Origin of the sequence: Methanobrevibacter sp. (assembly GCF_017539065.1) — an archaeon.
Lineage (GTDB): Archaea > Methanobacteriota > Methanobacteria > Methanobacteriales > Methanobacteriaceae > Methanocatella.
Window position 1 is genome coordinate 85,831 of the sequence record NZ_JAFYHP010000012.1, and the last position, 16,095, is coordinate 101,925.

General features: G+C 33.4%; 21 protein-coding genes and 2 tRNA genes. 20 read left to right on the plus strand and 3 right to left on the minus strand.

Annotation, left to right across the window (positions count from 1 at the left end):
* The 19 genes from IKS50_RS02450 to IKS50_RS02540 all read left to right on the plus strand — a co-directional run bounded on the left by IKS50_RS02450 (position 1) and on the right by IKS50_RS02540 (position 13,908).
* Positions 1–204, plus strand: coding sequence for a helix-turn-helix transcriptional regulator (locus IKS50_RS02450; protein WP_292844767.1), 204 nt, complete (start codon positions 1–3; stop codon positions 202–204).
* Between the two features lie 98 nt (positions 205–302).
* Complete coding sequence (locus IKS50_RS02455) at positions 303–1,052, plus strand: CPBP family intramembrane glutamic endopeptidase (RefSeq protein ID WP_292844770.1); 750 nt, start codon at positions 303–305, stop codon at positions 1,050–1,052.
* Between the two features lies 1 nt (position 1,053).
* Positions 1,054–1,452, plus strand: coding sequence for a hypothetical protein (locus IKS50_RS02460; protein WP_292844773.1), 399 nt, complete (start codon positions 1,054–1,056; stop codon positions 1,450–1,452).
* Positions 1,453–1,539: 87 nt separating this feature from the next.
* A complete protein-coding gene (gene trpE / locus IKS50_RS02465) occupies positions 1,540–3,036 on the plus strand; it encodes an anthranilate synthase component I (RefSeq protein ID WP_292844776.1) in 1,497 nt (498 codons plus the stop codon).
* Entirely contained in the window at positions 3,033–3,617 is a 585-nt protein-coding gene (locus IKS50_RS02470) for an aminodeoxychorismate/anthranilate synthase component II (protein ID WP_292844779.1), read from the plus strand. The genes trpE and IKS50_RS02470 overlap by 4 nt, the downstream gene beginning before the upstream one ends.
* The gene (gene trpD / locus IKS50_RS02475; protein WP_292844782.1) at positions 3,614–4,621 is read left to right on the plus strand and encodes an anthranilate phosphoribosyltransferase; all 1,008 of its coding nucleotides are present in this window, start codon (positions 3,614–3,616) and stop codon (positions 4,619–4,621) included. Before IKS50_RS02470 ends, trpD begins: the two co-directional genes overlap by 4 nt.
* Before the next feature lie 5 nt (positions 4,622–4,626).
* On the plus strand, positions 4,627–5,403 hold the full coding sequence (gene trpC, locus IKS50_RS02480) for an indole-3-glycerol phosphate synthase TrpC (RefSeq protein ID WP_292844785.1): 777 nt from the start codon (positions 4,627–4,629) through the stop codon (positions 5,401–5,403).
* Entirely contained in the window at positions 5,396–5,995 is a 600-nt protein-coding gene (locus IKS50_RS02485; RefSeq protein WP_292844788.1) for a phosphoribosylanthranilate isomerase, read from the plus strand. The genes trpC and IKS50_RS02485 overlap by 8 nt, the downstream gene beginning before the upstream one ends.
* Positions 5,992–7,176 carry a tryptophan synthase subunit beta gene (gene trpB / locus IKS50_RS02490; protein WP_292844791.1) on the plus strand — a complete coding sequence of 395 codons (1,185 nt, stop codon included), beginning with the start codon at positions 5,992–5,994 and terminating at the stop codon, positions 7,174–7,176. Before IKS50_RS02485 ends, trpB begins: the two co-directional genes overlap by 4 nt.
* Positions 7,169–7,942, plus strand: a complete 774-nt coding sequence (trpA, locus tag IKS50_RS02495) for a tryptophan synthase subunit alpha (RefSeq protein WP_292844795.1) — start codon at positions 7,169–7,171, stop codon at positions 7,940–7,942. Before trpB ends, trpA begins: the two co-directional genes overlap by 8 nt.
* A gap of 72 nt (positions 7,943–8,014) precedes the next feature.
* A complete protein-coding gene (gene pcn / locus IKS50_RS02500; RefSeq protein ID WP_292790899.1) occupies positions 8,015–8,749 on the plus strand; it encodes a proliferating cell nuclear antigen (pcna) in 735 nt (244 codons plus the stop codon).
* 55 nt (positions 8,750–8,804) lie between these two features.
* Positions 8,805–9,632 carry a hypothetical protein gene (locus IKS50_RS02505; protein WP_292844854.1) on the plus strand — a complete coding sequence of 276 codons (828 nt, stop codon included), beginning with the start codon at positions 8,805–8,807 and terminating at the stop codon, positions 9,630–9,632.
* Positions 9,633–9,852: 220 nt separating this feature from the next.
* Positions 9,853–10,131 carry a 50S ribosomal protein L44e gene (locus IKS50_RS02510; protein WP_292844858.1) on the plus strand — a complete coding sequence of 93 codons (279 nt, stop codon included), beginning with the start codon at positions 9,853–9,855 and terminating at the stop codon, positions 10,129–10,131.
* 10 nt (positions 10,132–10,141) lie between these two features.
* Positions 10,142–10,321 (plus strand): 30S ribosomal protein S27e, encoded by a 180-nt coding sequence (locus tag IKS50_RS02515; RefSeq protein ID WP_292844861.1) that lies wholly within the window; start codon positions 10,142–10,144, stop codon positions 10,319–10,321.
* Positions 10,322–10,378: 57 nt separating this feature from the next.
* Complete coding sequence (locus IKS50_RS02520) at positions 10,379–11,179, plus strand: translation initiation factor IF-2 subunit alpha (protein ID WP_292844864.1); 801 nt, start codon at positions 10,379–10,381, stop codon at positions 11,177–11,179.
* A gap of 6 nt (positions 11,180–11,185) precedes the next feature.
* A complete protein-coding gene (locus IKS50_RS02525; RefSeq protein ID WP_292844867.1) occupies positions 11,186–11,356 on the plus strand; it encodes an RNA-protein complex protein Nop10 in 171 nt (56 codons plus the stop codon).
* Between the two features lie 4 nt (positions 11,357–11,360).
* The gene (locus tag IKS50_RS02530) at positions 11,361–12,137 is read left to right on the plus strand and encodes a proteasome assembly chaperone family protein (protein ID WP_292844870.1); all 777 of its coding nucleotides are present in this window, start codon (positions 11,361–11,363) and stop codon (positions 12,135–12,137) included.
* A gap of 27 nt (positions 12,138–12,164) precedes the next feature.
* The gene (locus IKS50_RS02535) at positions 12,165–12,707 is read left to right on the plus strand and encodes a DUF2112 family protein (RefSeq protein WP_292844873.1); all 543 of its coding nucleotides are present in this window, start codon (positions 12,165–12,167) and stop codon (positions 12,705–12,707) included.
* A gap of 22 nt (positions 12,708–12,729) precedes the next feature.
* The gene (locus IKS50_RS02540) at positions 12,730–13,908 is read left to right on the plus strand and encodes a TIGR00375 family protein (RefSeq protein ID WP_292844876.1); all 1,179 of its coding nucleotides are present in this window, start codon (positions 12,730–12,732) and stop codon (positions 13,906–13,908) included.
* A 4-nt stretch (positions 13,909–13,912) separates the two neighbouring features.
* On the opposite strand, the gene IKS50_RS02545 is transcribed toward IKS50_RS02540, so the two are convergent.
* The 3 genes from IKS50_RS02545 to IKS50_RS02555 all read right to left on the minus strand — a co-directional run bounded on the left by IKS50_RS02545 (position 13,913) and on the right by IKS50_RS02555 (position 14,711).
* Positions 13,913–13,986, minus strand: a tRNA-Arg gene (locus tag IKS50_RS02545).
* A 54-nt stretch (positions 13,987–14,040) separates the two neighbouring features.
* Positions 14,041–14,114: transfer RNA gene (locus IKS50_RS02550), tRNA-Arg, on the minus strand.
* Positions 14,115–14,201: 87 nt separating this feature from the next.
* Complete coding sequence (locus tag IKS50_RS02555; protein ID WP_292844879.1) at positions 14,202–14,711, minus strand: endoglucanase; 510 nt, start codon at positions 14,709–14,711, stop codon at positions 14,202–14,204.
* Between the two features lie 156 nt (positions 14,712–14,867).
* Here IKS50_RS02555 and frhA point away from each other — a divergent pair, with 156 nt between their 5' ends.
* The gene (gene frhA / locus IKS50_RS02560; RefSeq protein ID WP_292844882.1) at positions 14,868–16,082 is read left to right on the plus strand and encodes a coenzyme F420 hydrogenase subunit alpha; all 1,215 of its coding nucleotides are present in this window, start codon (positions 14,868–14,870) and stop codon (positions 16,080–16,082) included.
* Positions 16,083–16,095: the final 13 nt, after the last annotated feature.

The following is a 16,095-nucleotide window of genomic DNA, read 5'->3' on the forward strand; positions in this document are numbered from 1 at the left end:
ATGGAAACTAAAATACGACAGTTTCGCCAAAAAAAAGCTATAACTCAACAGGAGTTGGCTGATTTGGTTGGTGTAACTCGTCAGACTATTAATGCTTTAGAGAATGCTCGCTACAATCCTTCCTTATTATTGGCCTATAAAATTACAAAAGTATTGGGTAGAGATGCTATAGAAGATGTATTTATACTCGATGATGTAGATTAACTTAGAATTCAAAATTAATTGAGGATTAGTATCTCACTTGTAGTTCATTGTAGATTATTTAATATATTTTTTTTTAAACAAATTTTATTTTTGATATAATGTCTTCATTCAACGAAAAACTAAAAAAGATTACTTTAAAAGAGATGTTGTCTTTTTTCATTGTTTTATTTATTATTCATTATTTGCTAAATTCCTTAAACATTGTTCAAGTTGATACAGTTTGGATTTATATCTTCATAATTTTTTACTTTGTTTTTAAACTCAAAGATGCAATTCCTTATGTTGGAGAAGATATTTCAGAACTTTTTTTCCCGAATTTGATTAGAACTATTCTTTTAGTTGTCATTCTAAACATATTTTTGTCATATGGAATGTTATATTTCTCAAATTTTATTTTAGGGTTTGTTCAATCTAGAAATATATTTAATTCATTTTTAACAGGCAGTCTAATTTCCACCATTATTATTTCGCCAATTTCAGAAGAATTAATTTTCAGGGGTGTTTTTCTTAATAGATTGAAATTGATTCTCCCAACAACTTTTGCAATATTGGTATCTTCTCTTTTGTTCGCATCGCTTCATAGCTTTGGTTCTATTTTTTCAGCATTTATATTTGGAGTTTGTGTTGCAATTTTATATTTGAAAACAGAAAACATTTTTGTTCCAATATTGGCTCACTTATTAAATAACTTATTTGCGGAAATAATTGTTAGAATGGATTATAACGGCCTTTTATTTACAAATGATTTAGTTATTCTAATCATGTCAATTCTAGCCATTCTTTCATTAATAGTTATTTTTATTTCAATTCTTAAAGAATTAAATAGTATAAAAAATAATAAATTTTAATATGGATTTAAGAAAAATTGGAATTGCGCTGATTTTGGCGGGTATTGTTATTACTATACTTTTCATTGATAATCAACAGATTTTTGTTCCGGCCTTAACTGTAACTGTTTTAGGATTTTTTGTTACTGTTGTAGGTTTTGTTAGTGAAATCAGGAAAAGAAAAATTATCAATGATCAATTGGATAAGGATATTGTGACAATTCTTCAACCTATGATTACTAAATATTCTAATTTAAATAAACAATATAAAAACGAATTTGAAGGCGAGGAATACGTTCAAAAAAGATTGCAGTTAAATAGAGACTTGGAACGCGAAATTACTGAAAAGCTTCCTTATTTGGAAAGCAGGGAAATCAAAAAAATCGTCATTGAATTCAGCAGAGAACAAGATAAACTTTAAAATTTTTTTTCAATATTCATATAATGTACATTTTGTTACAACAAGGTTTTAAATAGTACATTATACTAATTTATTATTAGTGATAAAATGTTTTCCCCAAATTTAGAAGAAACAAAAGAAATTGCAAAGAATGAAGAATATAAAAGGATTCCTATATCTTATGAATTATATTCAGATATAGCGACTCCAATAGAAGTTTTAAGAATTTTAAAAGGCATCAGCCGACATACATACATGTTAGAGAGTGTAGAAGATTCAAAAAAATGGGGAAGATACACATTTTTAGGTTTTAATCCGCTTTTGGAAGTCACATGTCAAGACGGAATAGTTAAAATCAGGGGCGATGAAGATTTCAATGAATTAACTGACGATGAAAAAATCATTAAAACCCAAAAACCTCATGAAATTATCAAAGAATTGGTTTTGAAGAATAAATCTCCAAAAATCAAAGACTTGCCTCCATTCACAGGAGGTTTTGTCGGCTATTTCGCATACGATTACATCAAATACCAAGAACCTAGCTTAAATTTAGATGCCGAAAACCAAGATCAGTTCAAGGACATTGATTTGATGCTGTTCGATAAGGTAATTGCATTTGACAACTTCAAACAAAAAATAATCATCATTGTCAATATGAAAACTGACGATTTGGAAAACAACTATGAAAAGGCATGCAACGATTTAAAGGAAATTGCAGATTTGATTAAAAATGGTAAAAGAATAGATATTGCGCCATTAGAATTAAAATCCGATTTCAAACCAGTTTTCACACGTGAAAAGTTCTGTGACATGGTTGAAAAGGCTAAAAATTACATTTTTGAAGGAGATATTTTCCAGGTCGTGCTTTCAAACAAAATCGAAGCAGAAATATCTGGAAGTTTATTTGACACATATAGGGTCCTAAGAACTACAAATCCTTCTCCTTACATGTTTTATTTTTCAAGCGACGATATTGAAATTGCCGGCGCTTCACCAGAAACATTAGTTAAGCTAAATAATGATAAACTTTACACATTTCCGCTTGCAGGAACAAGGCCTCGTGGAAAAACAGATGAAGAAGATGAGAAACTGGAAAAAGACTTACTTTCAGATGAAAAAGAACTTGCAGAACATAATATGTTAGTTGACCTCGGAAGAAACGATATTGGAAGAATCGCTGAAATTGGATCTGTAAAAGTTGAGAAATATTTGTCAGTTGAGAGATTTTCCCATGTAATGCATATAGGGTCTACTGTAACCGGTACTTTAAGAAGTGATTTAGATTCACTTGCCGCTATTGATTCGATTTTACCTGCGGGCACGCTTTCCGGAGCTCCAAAAATCAGAGCTTGTGAAATAATTAATGAACTTGAAGATAACAAACGCGGAATTTATGGTGGAGCTATTGGATATGTTGATTTGAGTGGAAATATTGATACCTGTATCTCAATCAGGATTGCATTTTCTAGAAATAATAAGGTATTCATACGTTCCGGAGCGGGCATTGTTGCAGATAGTGTTCCAGAAAAGGAATTTGAGGAATGTTTAAATAAAGCAGCTGCAGTAATTGATGCTCTAAAAATTGCTGATGGGGGATTGGAATGATACTTTTAATTGATAATTACGATAGTTTTTCATATAATTTATACCAATTAATTGGTGAGGTAAGACAAGACATTAAAGTTTCAAGAAATGACAAAATAACAATTGAAGAGATAAGAGAACTAAATCCCGATGCGATTATTTTATCTCCAGGACCTGGAAAACCTGAAAATGCTGGAATTTGCATTGAAATTGTTCGTGAATTTCATGATAAAATTCCAATTTTAGGGGTATGCTTAGGCCATCAGGCAATCTGTTCTGCATTTGGAGGTACAGTATCTCATGCAAAAAGATTAATGCATGGCAAATCATCAGATATATCACTTGATTATGATTATATATTTAAGGGCCTTCCAAGCCAAATCAGTGTGGGCAGGTATCATTCTTTAAGTTTGATTAAAGAAACCCTTCCAGAACCTTTAGAAATCATTTCAAGAGCAAAAGATGATGGTGAGATTATGGCAGTAAAACATAAACAATATAATGTTTATGGTCTTCAGTTCCATCCGGAGTCAATATTAACGCCTGATGGATTAACAATTATTGAAAATTTTTTAGATAAAGTCGAAAGAGGTATTTTATGATTAAAGAAGCTATTTTAAAAGTATATAAACATCAAAATTTAACTTATGAAGAGGCTTACCAAACAATGGATGAAATTATGAGTGGTGAAGCTAGTGAAGTTCAAATGAGTGCTTATTTAACAGCAATGGCAATGAAAGGTGAGACAATTGAGGAAATCACCGCTTCCGCTGAAGCAATGAGGGCTCATTGTTTAAGACTTTTAAATGATGAAAAAGTTTTAGAAATCGTTGGAACTGGGGGAGATGGTTCCAATACCTTTAATATTTCAACAACATCATCAATTGTGATTTCTGCAGCAGGAGTTCCTGTTGCAAAACATGGAAATAGATCTGCATCAAGTAAATGTGGTGCAGCCGATGTATTGGAAGAGCTAGGAGTAAATATTAACATTAGCCCTAGCAGAAGCTTAAGATGTTTAAAAGAACATAATATATGTTTCTTATTTGCTCAGAATTATCATTTGTCAATGAAATATGTGGCTCCTGTAAGGAAAGAACTCTCAATTAGAACAATATTCAATATTTTAGGCCCTCTAACCAATCCTGCAGGGGCATCAATGCAGGTTTTGGGAGTTTATGAAAAAGAGCTTGTCGAACCATTAATTGAGGTATTGAAGAATTTGGGTGTTGATTCTGCATTGTCTGTTTATGGAATGGACGGTATGGATGAAATTTCTGCTAGTGATAAAACATTTGTATGCGAACTTAAAGATGGTAAAACAATGTCTTATGAAATTTCACCGGAATATTTCGGAATGGAATTATGCTCTAAAGAGGATTTGATTGGTGGAGATGCAAAAGAGAATGCGCAAATTACTTTATCAATTCTGAATGGTGAAAAAGGACCAAAAAGAAATGCAGTTCTTTTGAACTCTGCTGCAGGTTTATATGTTGCAGGCAAAGTTGATTCTTTAAGGGAAGGTGTTGACTTAGCCGCGGAAATTATTGATTCTGGAAAAGCGTTACAACAACTTGAAAAATTTATTGAATTTACAAATAGCTGATTATTATGTTAGATGAAATTGTCGAAAAAACAAAAGAAAGAGTGGAAATTGCTAAAAATATTATTTCAATTGATGATTTAAAAAATGAAGTTTCTTTAATGGATATTAATGATGACTTTCCATTTAAGCGAGCTTTAAGCGGTGATGATATTGCAATCATTGCTGAAGTAAAAAAAGCTTCTCCTTCAAAGGGAGTGATTGCTGAGGATTTTGATTATTTGGCTATCGCAAAGGAATATGAATCTGCGGGGGCTTCTGCAATTTCAGTTTTAACAGAACCTTATTTTTTCATGGGATCTGATGATTATCTAAAGGAAATTGCTGAAAATGTAAGTATTCCCGTTTTAAGAAAAGACTTTATCATTGATGAATATATGATTTGGGAAGCTAAAGCGTTAGGTGCTTCAGCTATCTTATTAATAGTTTCTATTTTGGATATTGTTCAATTAAAGAAATTTTTAGATTTAGCTCATGATTTAGGTCTTTCAGCTATTGTTGAGACTCATGATGGTGATGAAATCATGCGTGCATTAACAGTAGGGGCTGAAATTATTGGCGTTAATAATAGAAATTTAAATGATTTCACTGTAGATATTGAAAACAGTATTAGCTTACGTAGATGTGTTAGTGGAGATGTCATATTTATTTCTGAAAGTGGAATTAAAACAAAGGAAGATGTCGCCAGATTAAAAGAAAATAATGTTGATGCAGTTTTAATTGGCGAAACTTTAATGAAAAGTGATGATAAAAAAGCTATGATTTCGGAGTTGAAGAATGGTTAAAATCAAAATCTGTGGACTTAAAAGATTGGAAGATATTGAAATTGTAAATAAATACAAACCAGATTATATAGGTTTTGTATTCGCCGATTCCAAAAGGAAAGTTTCACATGATTTGGCTTTCGAATTAAAACAGAATTTGGACTCTGACATTATTTCTGTTGGTGTTTTTGTCGATGCTCCTCAAGAGGAAATTTTAAAATTATTCAATGAGGGAGTAATAGGAATGGCCCAACTTCATGGCATGGAAAGTGAAGAGTATATAATTAATTTAAAAGAAAAAACTAATAATGAATTAAAGATTATTAAAGCTATCGAAATGTCTGAAAATGTAGATTTATTAAAGTACAATGATTCTCACTCGGATTATTTATTACTGGACAGTGGTAAAGGCAGTGGAAAGACATTTGATTGGCGTTTGATAAAATCTGATTTAAAAAAAGAATTCTTTTTGGCTGGGGGATTAAATAGTTCAAATATTTGTGAGGCAATAAGGCAATTTAATCCTTATGCTATTGATTTAAGTTCAAGTTTGGAAATTGATGGATTTAAAGATGAAAATAAAATTAAAGAAATTATGGAGGCTATAAATTGAATAACGGAAGATATGGGGAATATGGAGGCCAATACATATCTGAAACATTAATGAATGAACTTCTCTATCTGGAAGAGCAATATTATCATTACATGAATGATGATGATTTTGTAAATGAATTGAATACATTATTAAAAGAATATGCAGGGCGTCCTTCTTTATTATATTATGCTAAAAGAATGACAGATGACCTTGGTGGAGCTAAAATTTATTTAAAACGTGAAGATTTAAATCATACTGGAGCCCACAAGATTAACAATGTTTTAGGCCAGGTATTGCTCGCTAAAAAAATGGGAAAAACAAGAGTAATTGCCGAAACTGGCGCGGGTCAGCATGGAGTAGCAACTGCAACTGCGGCAGCACTTCTTGACATGGAATGTGAAGTATTCATGGGAGAAGTTGATACAAAAAGGCAGGCTTTAAATGTTTATAGGATGGAATTATTGGGAGCAAAGGTTCATTCTGTTAAATCAGGAACTAAAACATTAAAGGATGCTGTCAATGATGCATTTCGTGATTGGATTGCAAGAGTTCATGATACTAATTATGTAATCGGTTCTACAATGGGACCTCATCCATTTCCAATGATTGTCCGTGATTTTCAGGCAGTAATCAGTGCTGAAGCAAAAGAGCAATTCCTGGAAAAAGAAGGAAAACTTCCTAATGCAGTAATTGCATGTGTCGGTGGAGGAAGTAATGCAATGGGAGCATTTTATAATTTCATTGAAGACGAAGAAGTTAAATTAATTGGTTGTGAAGCCGGTGGAAAAGGAATTGATACTCCATATAATGCAGCAGCACTTACAAACGGCAAAATCGGAATATTCCATGGAATGAAATCAATATTTAATCAGGGGGATTATGGCCAGATTGCACCGGTATATTCTGTATCAGCAGGATTGGATTATCCTGGTGTAGGGCCGGAACATGCATATTTAAGAGATACCGGAAGAGCGGAATATGTTCCAATAACTGATGAGGAAGCAGTTGAAGCATTTGAATATTTATCAAAAATGGAAGGTATAATTCCAGCTATTGAAAGTGCACACGCAGTTGCATATGCCATGAAATTAGCTCCAGAAATGGATAAGGATGAAACAATAATGATATGTCTTTCAGGAAGGGGAGATAAAGATGTTAGATCAATTGCAGAATACAGAGGAGTTGATTTAAATGAGTAAAATACCTAACGCATTTGAAAATGGAACTGCTTTCATAGGATTTTTAACAGCAGGCGACCCAACAATTGATAAAACTGTCGAATACATATTGGCAATGGAGGAGGCTGGATGCGATTTAGTGGAAATAGGAATTCCATTCTCAGATCCTATGGCTGAGGGGGTTGTAATTCAGGATGCGAACGTAAGAGCCCTTAAGCACAACACAACAACCGATGATGTTTTTGACATCGTCAGAAGGGTTCGTGAAAAAACTGATATCCCATTGGTCTTTTTAACCTACATCAATCCTGTCTTCTTTTATGGATATGAGAAATTCTTTAAGAAGTGTGCCGAATTGGGTATTGACGGAATAATCTCTCCTGATTTGCCATATGAAGAAAAGGGCGAAATTGCAGATATTGCGCTGTCAAATGGTGTTGATGTGATTTCACTGATTGCCCCTACATCCAAACAGAGGATACAAAAGATTGCAAGTGAGGCAACAGGTTTTATTTATGTTGTTTCATCTCTAGGGGTTACTGGAATGCGTTCAGAAATTAAGACTGATTTGAATGCAATTTTATCCGACATCAGGGAAGTGACAGACTTGCCTTTGGCTGTCGGTTTTGGTATTAATACGCCCGAGCAGGCATCAAACATAGGTAAAATTGCAGATGGAGTTATTGTCGGTAGTGCAATCGTGAAAATTATTGAAGAGCATGGTGAAAATGCAAGCGAACCTTTGAAAGAATATGTTTCAAGCATGAAAAAGGCATCAAACGAATAATTTCTATGAAAACATAAACATTATTAAATAGAAAAAACAAATATAACTTCATTATTAACAAGAGGATTATTTATGTTTAAAGCAGAATTAAGTGATTCTAGTATATTAAAAACCAGTTTTGATGCTATTTCATCTATCGTGGATGAAGTACAAATTCAAACTGACAGTGAAGGCATGAGATTGGATGCCTTAGACCGTAGTCACATAACTTTCGTACATTTAGAACTTAAAGCAAGTTTATTTGACGAATATATTTGTGATGTTCCTGAAAAGATTAATATTGATACTGATGAATTTATGAGAGTTCTTAAACGTGCCAAAGCTCAAGACAGAGTTTTAATGTCAGTTGATGAAGGTAATTTCATTATTACTTTTGAAGGTGATGCAACAAGAACATTCAAAATCAGATTGATTGATATTGAATATGATAATCCAACTCCACCTCAAATATCTCATCCGACAACATTCAAAGTACGTTTCTCCATCTTGAAAGATTGTATTAACGATATTGACATCTTTTCCGATAAAATTGCTTTACAAGTTGATGAAGATTACTTCATTGCATCTGCAGACGGTGAATTCGGTGATGCAAGTATTAAATATCTTCACGGAGAAAATATCCAAGAGCATGCTAAATCTCTATTCTCTTTAGATAAGATTAGAGAAATGCTCAAAGCAGATAAATTTTCAGAGGAAGCAGAAATTAGTTTAGGTACCGATATGCCATTAAGTTTGACACTTAATATGGTAACCGGCGACGGTAAATTAAGTTTCTTACTTGCTCCTAGATTAGAACAAGATGATTAATTTCATCCGTTCATCTTTTTTTATTTTTAAAAGTTAATTTTAGAGATGGTATTCAGTGGATCAGTTCTATCAAACACTACGTAAAGTTCAGAAGAAAGAACGTAACAATGGCGCATTAGCTCGGGTAGATGAGGATTTTTATGATAAACTCCTGGAATATATGGAAGGGCTAAAGAAAGAAGCAATGAGTGATCCATTTTCTAAAGCACCAGGAATACTTAAACAGGCTCAGATTATTGCAACCGAGATTTGCCAAAGGCGTGAGAAGAAAATAGCCGATGCAGCGGTTGTTAATATTCATAGATCTTATCATTTGTTTACAGGCAAGCCTCAGTTTGATTTGGTCGATACCACTCCATTGAATTTAACTCCGGAGGAGGAAAAGTTCTATTATTCTTTAATAGATACTTTAAAAAATCATAGAGGCAATATTTCACTTGAAAAGTTATCCGATGATGATGAAAGTTCTTCCCAACCAATCATAAAACCTAAAGAATCTCAAACTAATACATTGACTTCAAAACCTGTTGTTGAGGATAAACAGGAAGAAATTAAACCCATAGTTGAAAAAAAGTCAGAATCTAAACCTGTCGTTGAGGATAAACCGAAGGAAGTCAAACTGCAACCTAAACCTAAAGCTGAAAATATTGAAGATAACCCTAATGCTTTTGATTCTCAAGATGAATTTTTTGATTTTGAATCTAAAAAAGTAGCAAAAGATACTGAACTTGTTACAATGCTTGTTTTTGATGATGTGGATGCCATTGTCGGTGTTGATGAAAAAGTTTATGGACCTTTCAGACCACAGGATATAGTGACCTTGCCGCTTGTAAATGCAAAAATATTTTTCAAAAATAGAAAGGGCCGTCAAGTTAAAATTTAGTTAATTTTCCATTACCTTTAAATAACTTAATGAATATATATATTACTCGTATCTATTTGTGATAATAAAAAATTATATTTTATTATAATTTGGATTTTTGCTGTGTGTAGACTTGATGCGTTACAAGACAGTTCTTATCCCTAACGTTTTTTGTTATAAATTGAATTTAGATAAATTCGCAGATAGATTTATCATAACTTATTAATTAAACGGTGAAAAAATGAAAATACCAAAAGAAAAGAGAACATACTGTCCTCACTGCAGAAGACATACTGTACATGAAGTACACACTGCAAAAAGAAGAAAAGCTAGTGAATTAACTTGGGGACAAAGACAATTCAGACGTGTGACTGCTGGTTACAGAGGTTATCCAAGGCCTTTACCTGCTGGAAATAAACCAGTTAAAAAATTAGATTTAAGACTTAAATGTAAAGAATGTGGTAAATCTCACATTAAACAATCTTTCAGAACAGGTAAACCTGAATTCGTAGCTAAATAGGGTGGTTAACATGGTTAGTAAAGGAAGAGGAAACTTTTTAAAAGTTAAATGTTTAGATTGTGACAATGAACAAGTAATATTCGATCGTGCAGCATCTGATGTAAAATGTATTATTTGTGGTAAAACTCTTGTCAAATCTCGTGGTGGTAAAGCTAAAATCACTGCACACATTGAAAAAGTTTTAAACTAGATTTCTAGTTTTTAACTTATTTACTATTTTTAGATTTAATTTAATGTTGGTGAAAGTATGGTTAGAAAAAGTCAAGAATGGCCTGATGAAGGGGAACTTATTGTAGGTACTGTTTATAAAGTTCTTAATTATGGGGCTTTTGCTAAATTAGAAGAATATCAGGGCAAAGAAGCTTTCATTCACATTTCTGAGGTATCTTCTGGATGGGTTAAAAATATCAGAGATCACGTAAGGGAAAATCAAAAAATCGTCTGTCGTGTTTTAAGAGTTAACCCTAAAAAAGGACATGTTGATGCTTCTTTAAAAAGAATCCGTGAAGACCAAAGAACTAAAAAAATCCAACATTGGAAAATTGAACAAAAAGCTGAAAAATTCTTAGAATTATCTGCTAAATCATTAGATAAAAGTTTAGATGAAGCTTATGATGAAGTAGGTTATGAACTTATGGACATCTTTGGTGATGTTTATGGTGCTTTTGAAACTGCTTCTGATGAGGGTGCAGAATCATTAACTGAAGAAGGAATACCTCAGGATTGGGCGGATGCTATTACTGAAGTAGCTAAAAAGAATATTACTCCTCCTGAAGTTCACATCAGCGGTTACGTAGATATTGAAACATTCGTGCCTGACGGGGTGGATGTTATTATTTCCGCATTGAAAGCTGCTGAAGATAATGAGGATGAAGAAGAGGAAATTAAGGTCCAATGTGTCGGTGCACCTAGATATAGGATTACTGTAAAATCTACAGATTATATCTTAGCAGAAAAAACTCTCAAAGCTGCAGCTGAAAGATGCATTGCAGTAGTTGAAGAATCCGGTGGTAACGGTTCATTTTTAAGAGAGTTAGATAATAACTAGATTCTTATGAATATGAAAATGAATAAATGTCCTGATTGTGGGATTTATACTTTAAAGGATGCTTGCCCAAAATGTGGCGGGCAACTTAAAGTTATTTATCCTCCTAAGTTTTCAATAGAGGACAAATATGGAAAATATCGTAGAATTTTGAAAAAAGAAGCAATGAATAAGGAGTAGTACAATGAATACTGCTGAAATTAATGTTTTAGAAGAAATTGAATTGGATAATCCTATTTTCATAGAAGCATTACCAGGTCTTGGCCATGTTGGCAAATTGGCTGCAGATCATATGATTGATGAGTTGGAAGCTACAAAATTTGCTGAAATTCATTCTCCAACATTTCCTCCTCAAGTTCTTGTAAGAGATGAGGGCATAATTGAAAATATGTATAATGAATTATACTACCTGAGAGATGTTGGTGAGGATAATTTGGATTTGATAATTCTTGTAGGCAATACTCAAGCTTTATCTCCAGAAGGACAATATTTAGTGTGTAAGGAAATTTTGGACTTTGTCTCAAAAAATTATAATATTGATAGAATATTCACATTAGGAGGCATGGCAACTACTCCACAGCCTGTGGAAAATCCTAAAATATTCGGCGCAGCTACTAACGAAGCTAATGTTGAATTATTAAGAGAAGCGGAAATTGAAATAAGATCCAATGATGGCGGAATTGTTGGAGCTTCCGGACTATTTTTAGGCCTTGGAGTTCGCCAAGGGATTCATGGAATGTGTCTTATGGGTGAAACCCCAGGATATTTCATTGATGCCGAAGCCGCTGAAGCTTTATTAAAAAAATTATCACATATACTTAATTTTGAAATTAATGTTGATAAATTAGATGAAAGAGCTGAAGAAACCAGACAAATGATTGCTAAAGCTCAACAAATGGAACAAGATTTAATTAATAAAGCTAATGCCGGAAATGCTGATGATTTAAGATATATTGGATAATCAATCCAATATTTATTTACTTTTTTTATGAACGTTATAGTTATACCGGATGCATCGATGATAGTAATCCCGTTAATAGAAAAGAATGGGCACACATATTTATCCCCCAGTGATTTTTCCCGTTATGACAATATGGACATTTGTGAAGGGAATTTGAAATTTGATAATTTAATTACAAAATATTCATCAAGCGAACTTCCATCTGGGGTAAAATCAAGACTATTCTTATTTTCAAAAGTAATCGATAGGGCAGATGCGGCTATCATAATAGGAAAACGTCCTGACAATTATGAAAAGATTTATAGCTCCTTAAATGATTTGATATTATTTGGCGGAAATGCTTGTAACAATGCACATAGTTTATTTGTCAAAATTGTAAATGATTTGGATATTCCAACATTAAAACTTGCTTTTCCAACAACTCAAGAGGAAATAATTAATTTAATAGACAAAACAAACTATTTTTTAAGAAATTTAGATTCATATTCTGAATTAAACACAGATTTAAAACCTAAAAATGATAGATATCCTATTTTTGAGGTTAAGGGGATTTTAGATAATTTAAAATAATAATAATTTCTAACAATTATATATGTTGGTAAATGCTGATTTTCACATTCACAGTTGTTTTTCAATGGCGTCATCTAAAGACATGGTAATTAAAAACATGGCTCCCAAATCAAAATTAAAGGGTCTACAATTATTAGGAACTGGCGATGCATTCCATCCTAAATGGTTAGATATTATTGACGAAAGCACTACTTATTCTGGAGATGGAATATATGCTGCTGATGGAATGGATTTTGTTTTAACAACAGAAGTGGAAGCAAAACATAGAATTCATCACGTGATTATTATTCCGGATATGGATATTGCCCGTGAACTATCCGAAAAGCTCCCTTCAAAAAATAAGAATATTGATGGAAGACCTAAAACAAACTTAGGGGGTGCGGAACTATTGGAATTGGCTCATGATTATGATTGTTTGATTGGTCCCGCACACGCGTTTACTCCATGGACTGGAATGTATAAGTCATATGATAGCATTTATGATTGCTATGGAAAAAAACCAGATTTTGTTGAATTGGGATTATCTGCAGATACTGACATGGCAGATTGTATTTCAGAGCTTAAAGATTTTCCTTTTTTAACTAATTCGGATGCACACTCTCCATGGCCTCATAGGTTAGGCCGTGAATTTAATCAAATTGAACTAGATGATATTTCCTATTCTTCAATTAAGAAAGCCATTAAACACAAGGATATTAAGGCAAATTATGGTCTTGTGCCGAACTTAGGGAAATACCACATGACTGCATGTACAAAGTGCTATAAATTAATTGATCCTATTGTCGCTCGAGAAAATAAAATGAAATGTAGTTGTGGAGGCACAATTAAAAAGGGAGTTGATTTTAGAATATCTGAAATATCTGATTTTAAAAAACCCCTCAATCCTGATTTTAGGCCCAAATATGTTCATCTAATGCCCTTGGCTGAAATAATATCCTCAGTTTATGAAAAAGGGGTTACAACTAAAACCGTTCAGGGCATTTGGCAAAAATTAATTGATAATTTTAAAACGGAAATTGATGTTTTAATCAATGCGGAATTGGATGAAATTAAAAAAATAGATTCGGATGTTGCCTTAGCTATTGAATCCTTTAGAAACAATACTATTGATATTGTTCCGGGTGGTGGCGGACAGTATGGCAAAATCTGTTTTAAAAAAGAAGTTAAAAAGCCTAAAATGGTAACTTTGGATAATTTTTAAAAAGCGGACTTGGAGGGATTTGAACCCTCGATCTTAAGATTAGGAGTCTTACGCCCTTCCAGACTAGGCTACAAGCCCATTAATAAATTAATTTGTGAAAAATCATTCATTTAAAAAAAGAATTCATAAGAGCGGACCCGCCGGGATTTGAACCCGGGGTCTTCGGATTAGAAGTCCGACGCCCTATCCAGCTAGGCTACGGGCCCTCATATGTAACAATAATAATTATGTAAATTTTATTATATATAGTTATCTATTTTTTGAAAAAAATAAAAAAGGATTAAAAATAATCCTTAAACTCTTTCAGTCATACCTGTTGCATCGTTAACGCCTATGGTGTCAACTACATTTCCATCAGCATCATAAACTGTAAAAATCCAGTATCCGTTGGAATAATATCCGTCTTTAGCATAACACCCTTCTTCTAGGATTGCGCTAGATGCAATTGATTGTGCTTGATTATATGATAATTGCGGACTGTTTGAAGTTCCACTATTTGAGTTTCCGCTATTTGAAGAGGAATCACTTGAAGAACTACTTGAGGAGGAACTTCCAGATGAACTGCCTGATCCTGATCCTGATCCAGTTGAACCTGAACTTCCAGATGTAGTAGCTACAGAATTTGGTTCAGTGGTTACAGTATTATTTCCAATTCCGTTTTGATTTCCAGTATCATCACTTGCGCCCATACTAGATAAATCAGAGAATATTGGGTTCTCACTATTGGTTATTCCGTAAGCGGCAACAGCTGCTGCGATACATAATACAATAATTATTGAAATAATTATATTTGCTTTATCCATTTATTTCCCTCCTATCACTTATTAAATTATAATAAAATAAGTTAAGATTTTTATCATTTATATATATTTCGATTTGGATTTTTTGAAGTAACTTATTAATAATAATGGATATATATACTAAATGTTAGTTTCTAATTTATAATTGAGGTGACATATTTGAAAGATAGAGTAGTTATATCCCCTACAACTCGTCAAGAGGGCCATGCCGAACTCGTCATGGAAGTCGACGACGAAGGGATTGTTACAAAAGGTATGTATTTAAGTATAACTCCTGTAAGGGGTTTAGAAAAGATGGTTCTTAACAAAGCACCTGAAACCGCTCCAGTTTTATGTCAAAGAATATGTGGAGTATGTCCTATTCCACATACTTTAGCATCCGCTGAAGCTATGGACATGGCTTTAGGTATTGAGATCCCTAAAGCAGCTAAATTGTTAAGAAAAGCTGTCGCAGCAGCACATGGTATTAACAGTGCAGCAATTCACCAATTCTTAATTGCACCTGACGTTGTCCCTGAAGACAAATTCGTAGATGCAGTTAACAGTGTAAGTGAAGTAAGAAAAACTGTTCAATATGTTGTAGACATGATTGCTGGTGAAGGTATCCACCCATCTGATATTAGAGTAGGAGGAATGGCAAGAAACATTACCCCATTCACCAAAGAAAGATTAATCGAAAGAATGACTGCTTTAAAACCAAAACTTGAAGCACACGTTGAATTTATTGCAAACTGTGTTCACGAAGCTGGTTTGCCTGCAGATTTAGGTGTTGTTAACCAACCGTTAATGGCAATGGATGCAACTTACGGTACCAACGATTTCGATATGGACAAATTCTCAGAAGTATTACCTGAAGCATGGTATGATGACCCAGAAATAGGTACAAAAGCATGTTCAGTAATTCCTTTATGGGAAGGTTCCAATGTTGAAACTGGTCCAAGAGCAAGAATGGAAAAATTCTCTGGATTTAAAGACAAAGGTGTAGTTGCTCAACATATCGCTCGTGCTCAAGAAATGTTGAAAAATTACGATGCTTGTATGGAAGCATTAGACGCAATTGATACTGCAGCACCTGCAAATGTATCTTACGATAAAAGAGGAACTGGGGAACTTGGATTTGGTGTCATAGAAGGTCCTAGAGGAACTGATGTACATATGGCTCAAGTCAAAGAAGGCAAAACCCAATTCTATTCAGCAATTGTACCAACTACTTGGAACATTCCAACCATGGGTCCTGCAACTGAAGGATTCCACCATGAGTTAGGTCCACATGTAATCAGAGCTTACGATCCATGTTTATCCTGTGCTACTCATGTAATGGTAGTTGATGATGAGGACAAATCCATTCTCAAAAATGAAATGGTGAGAATCTAAGTTTGGAGGAATT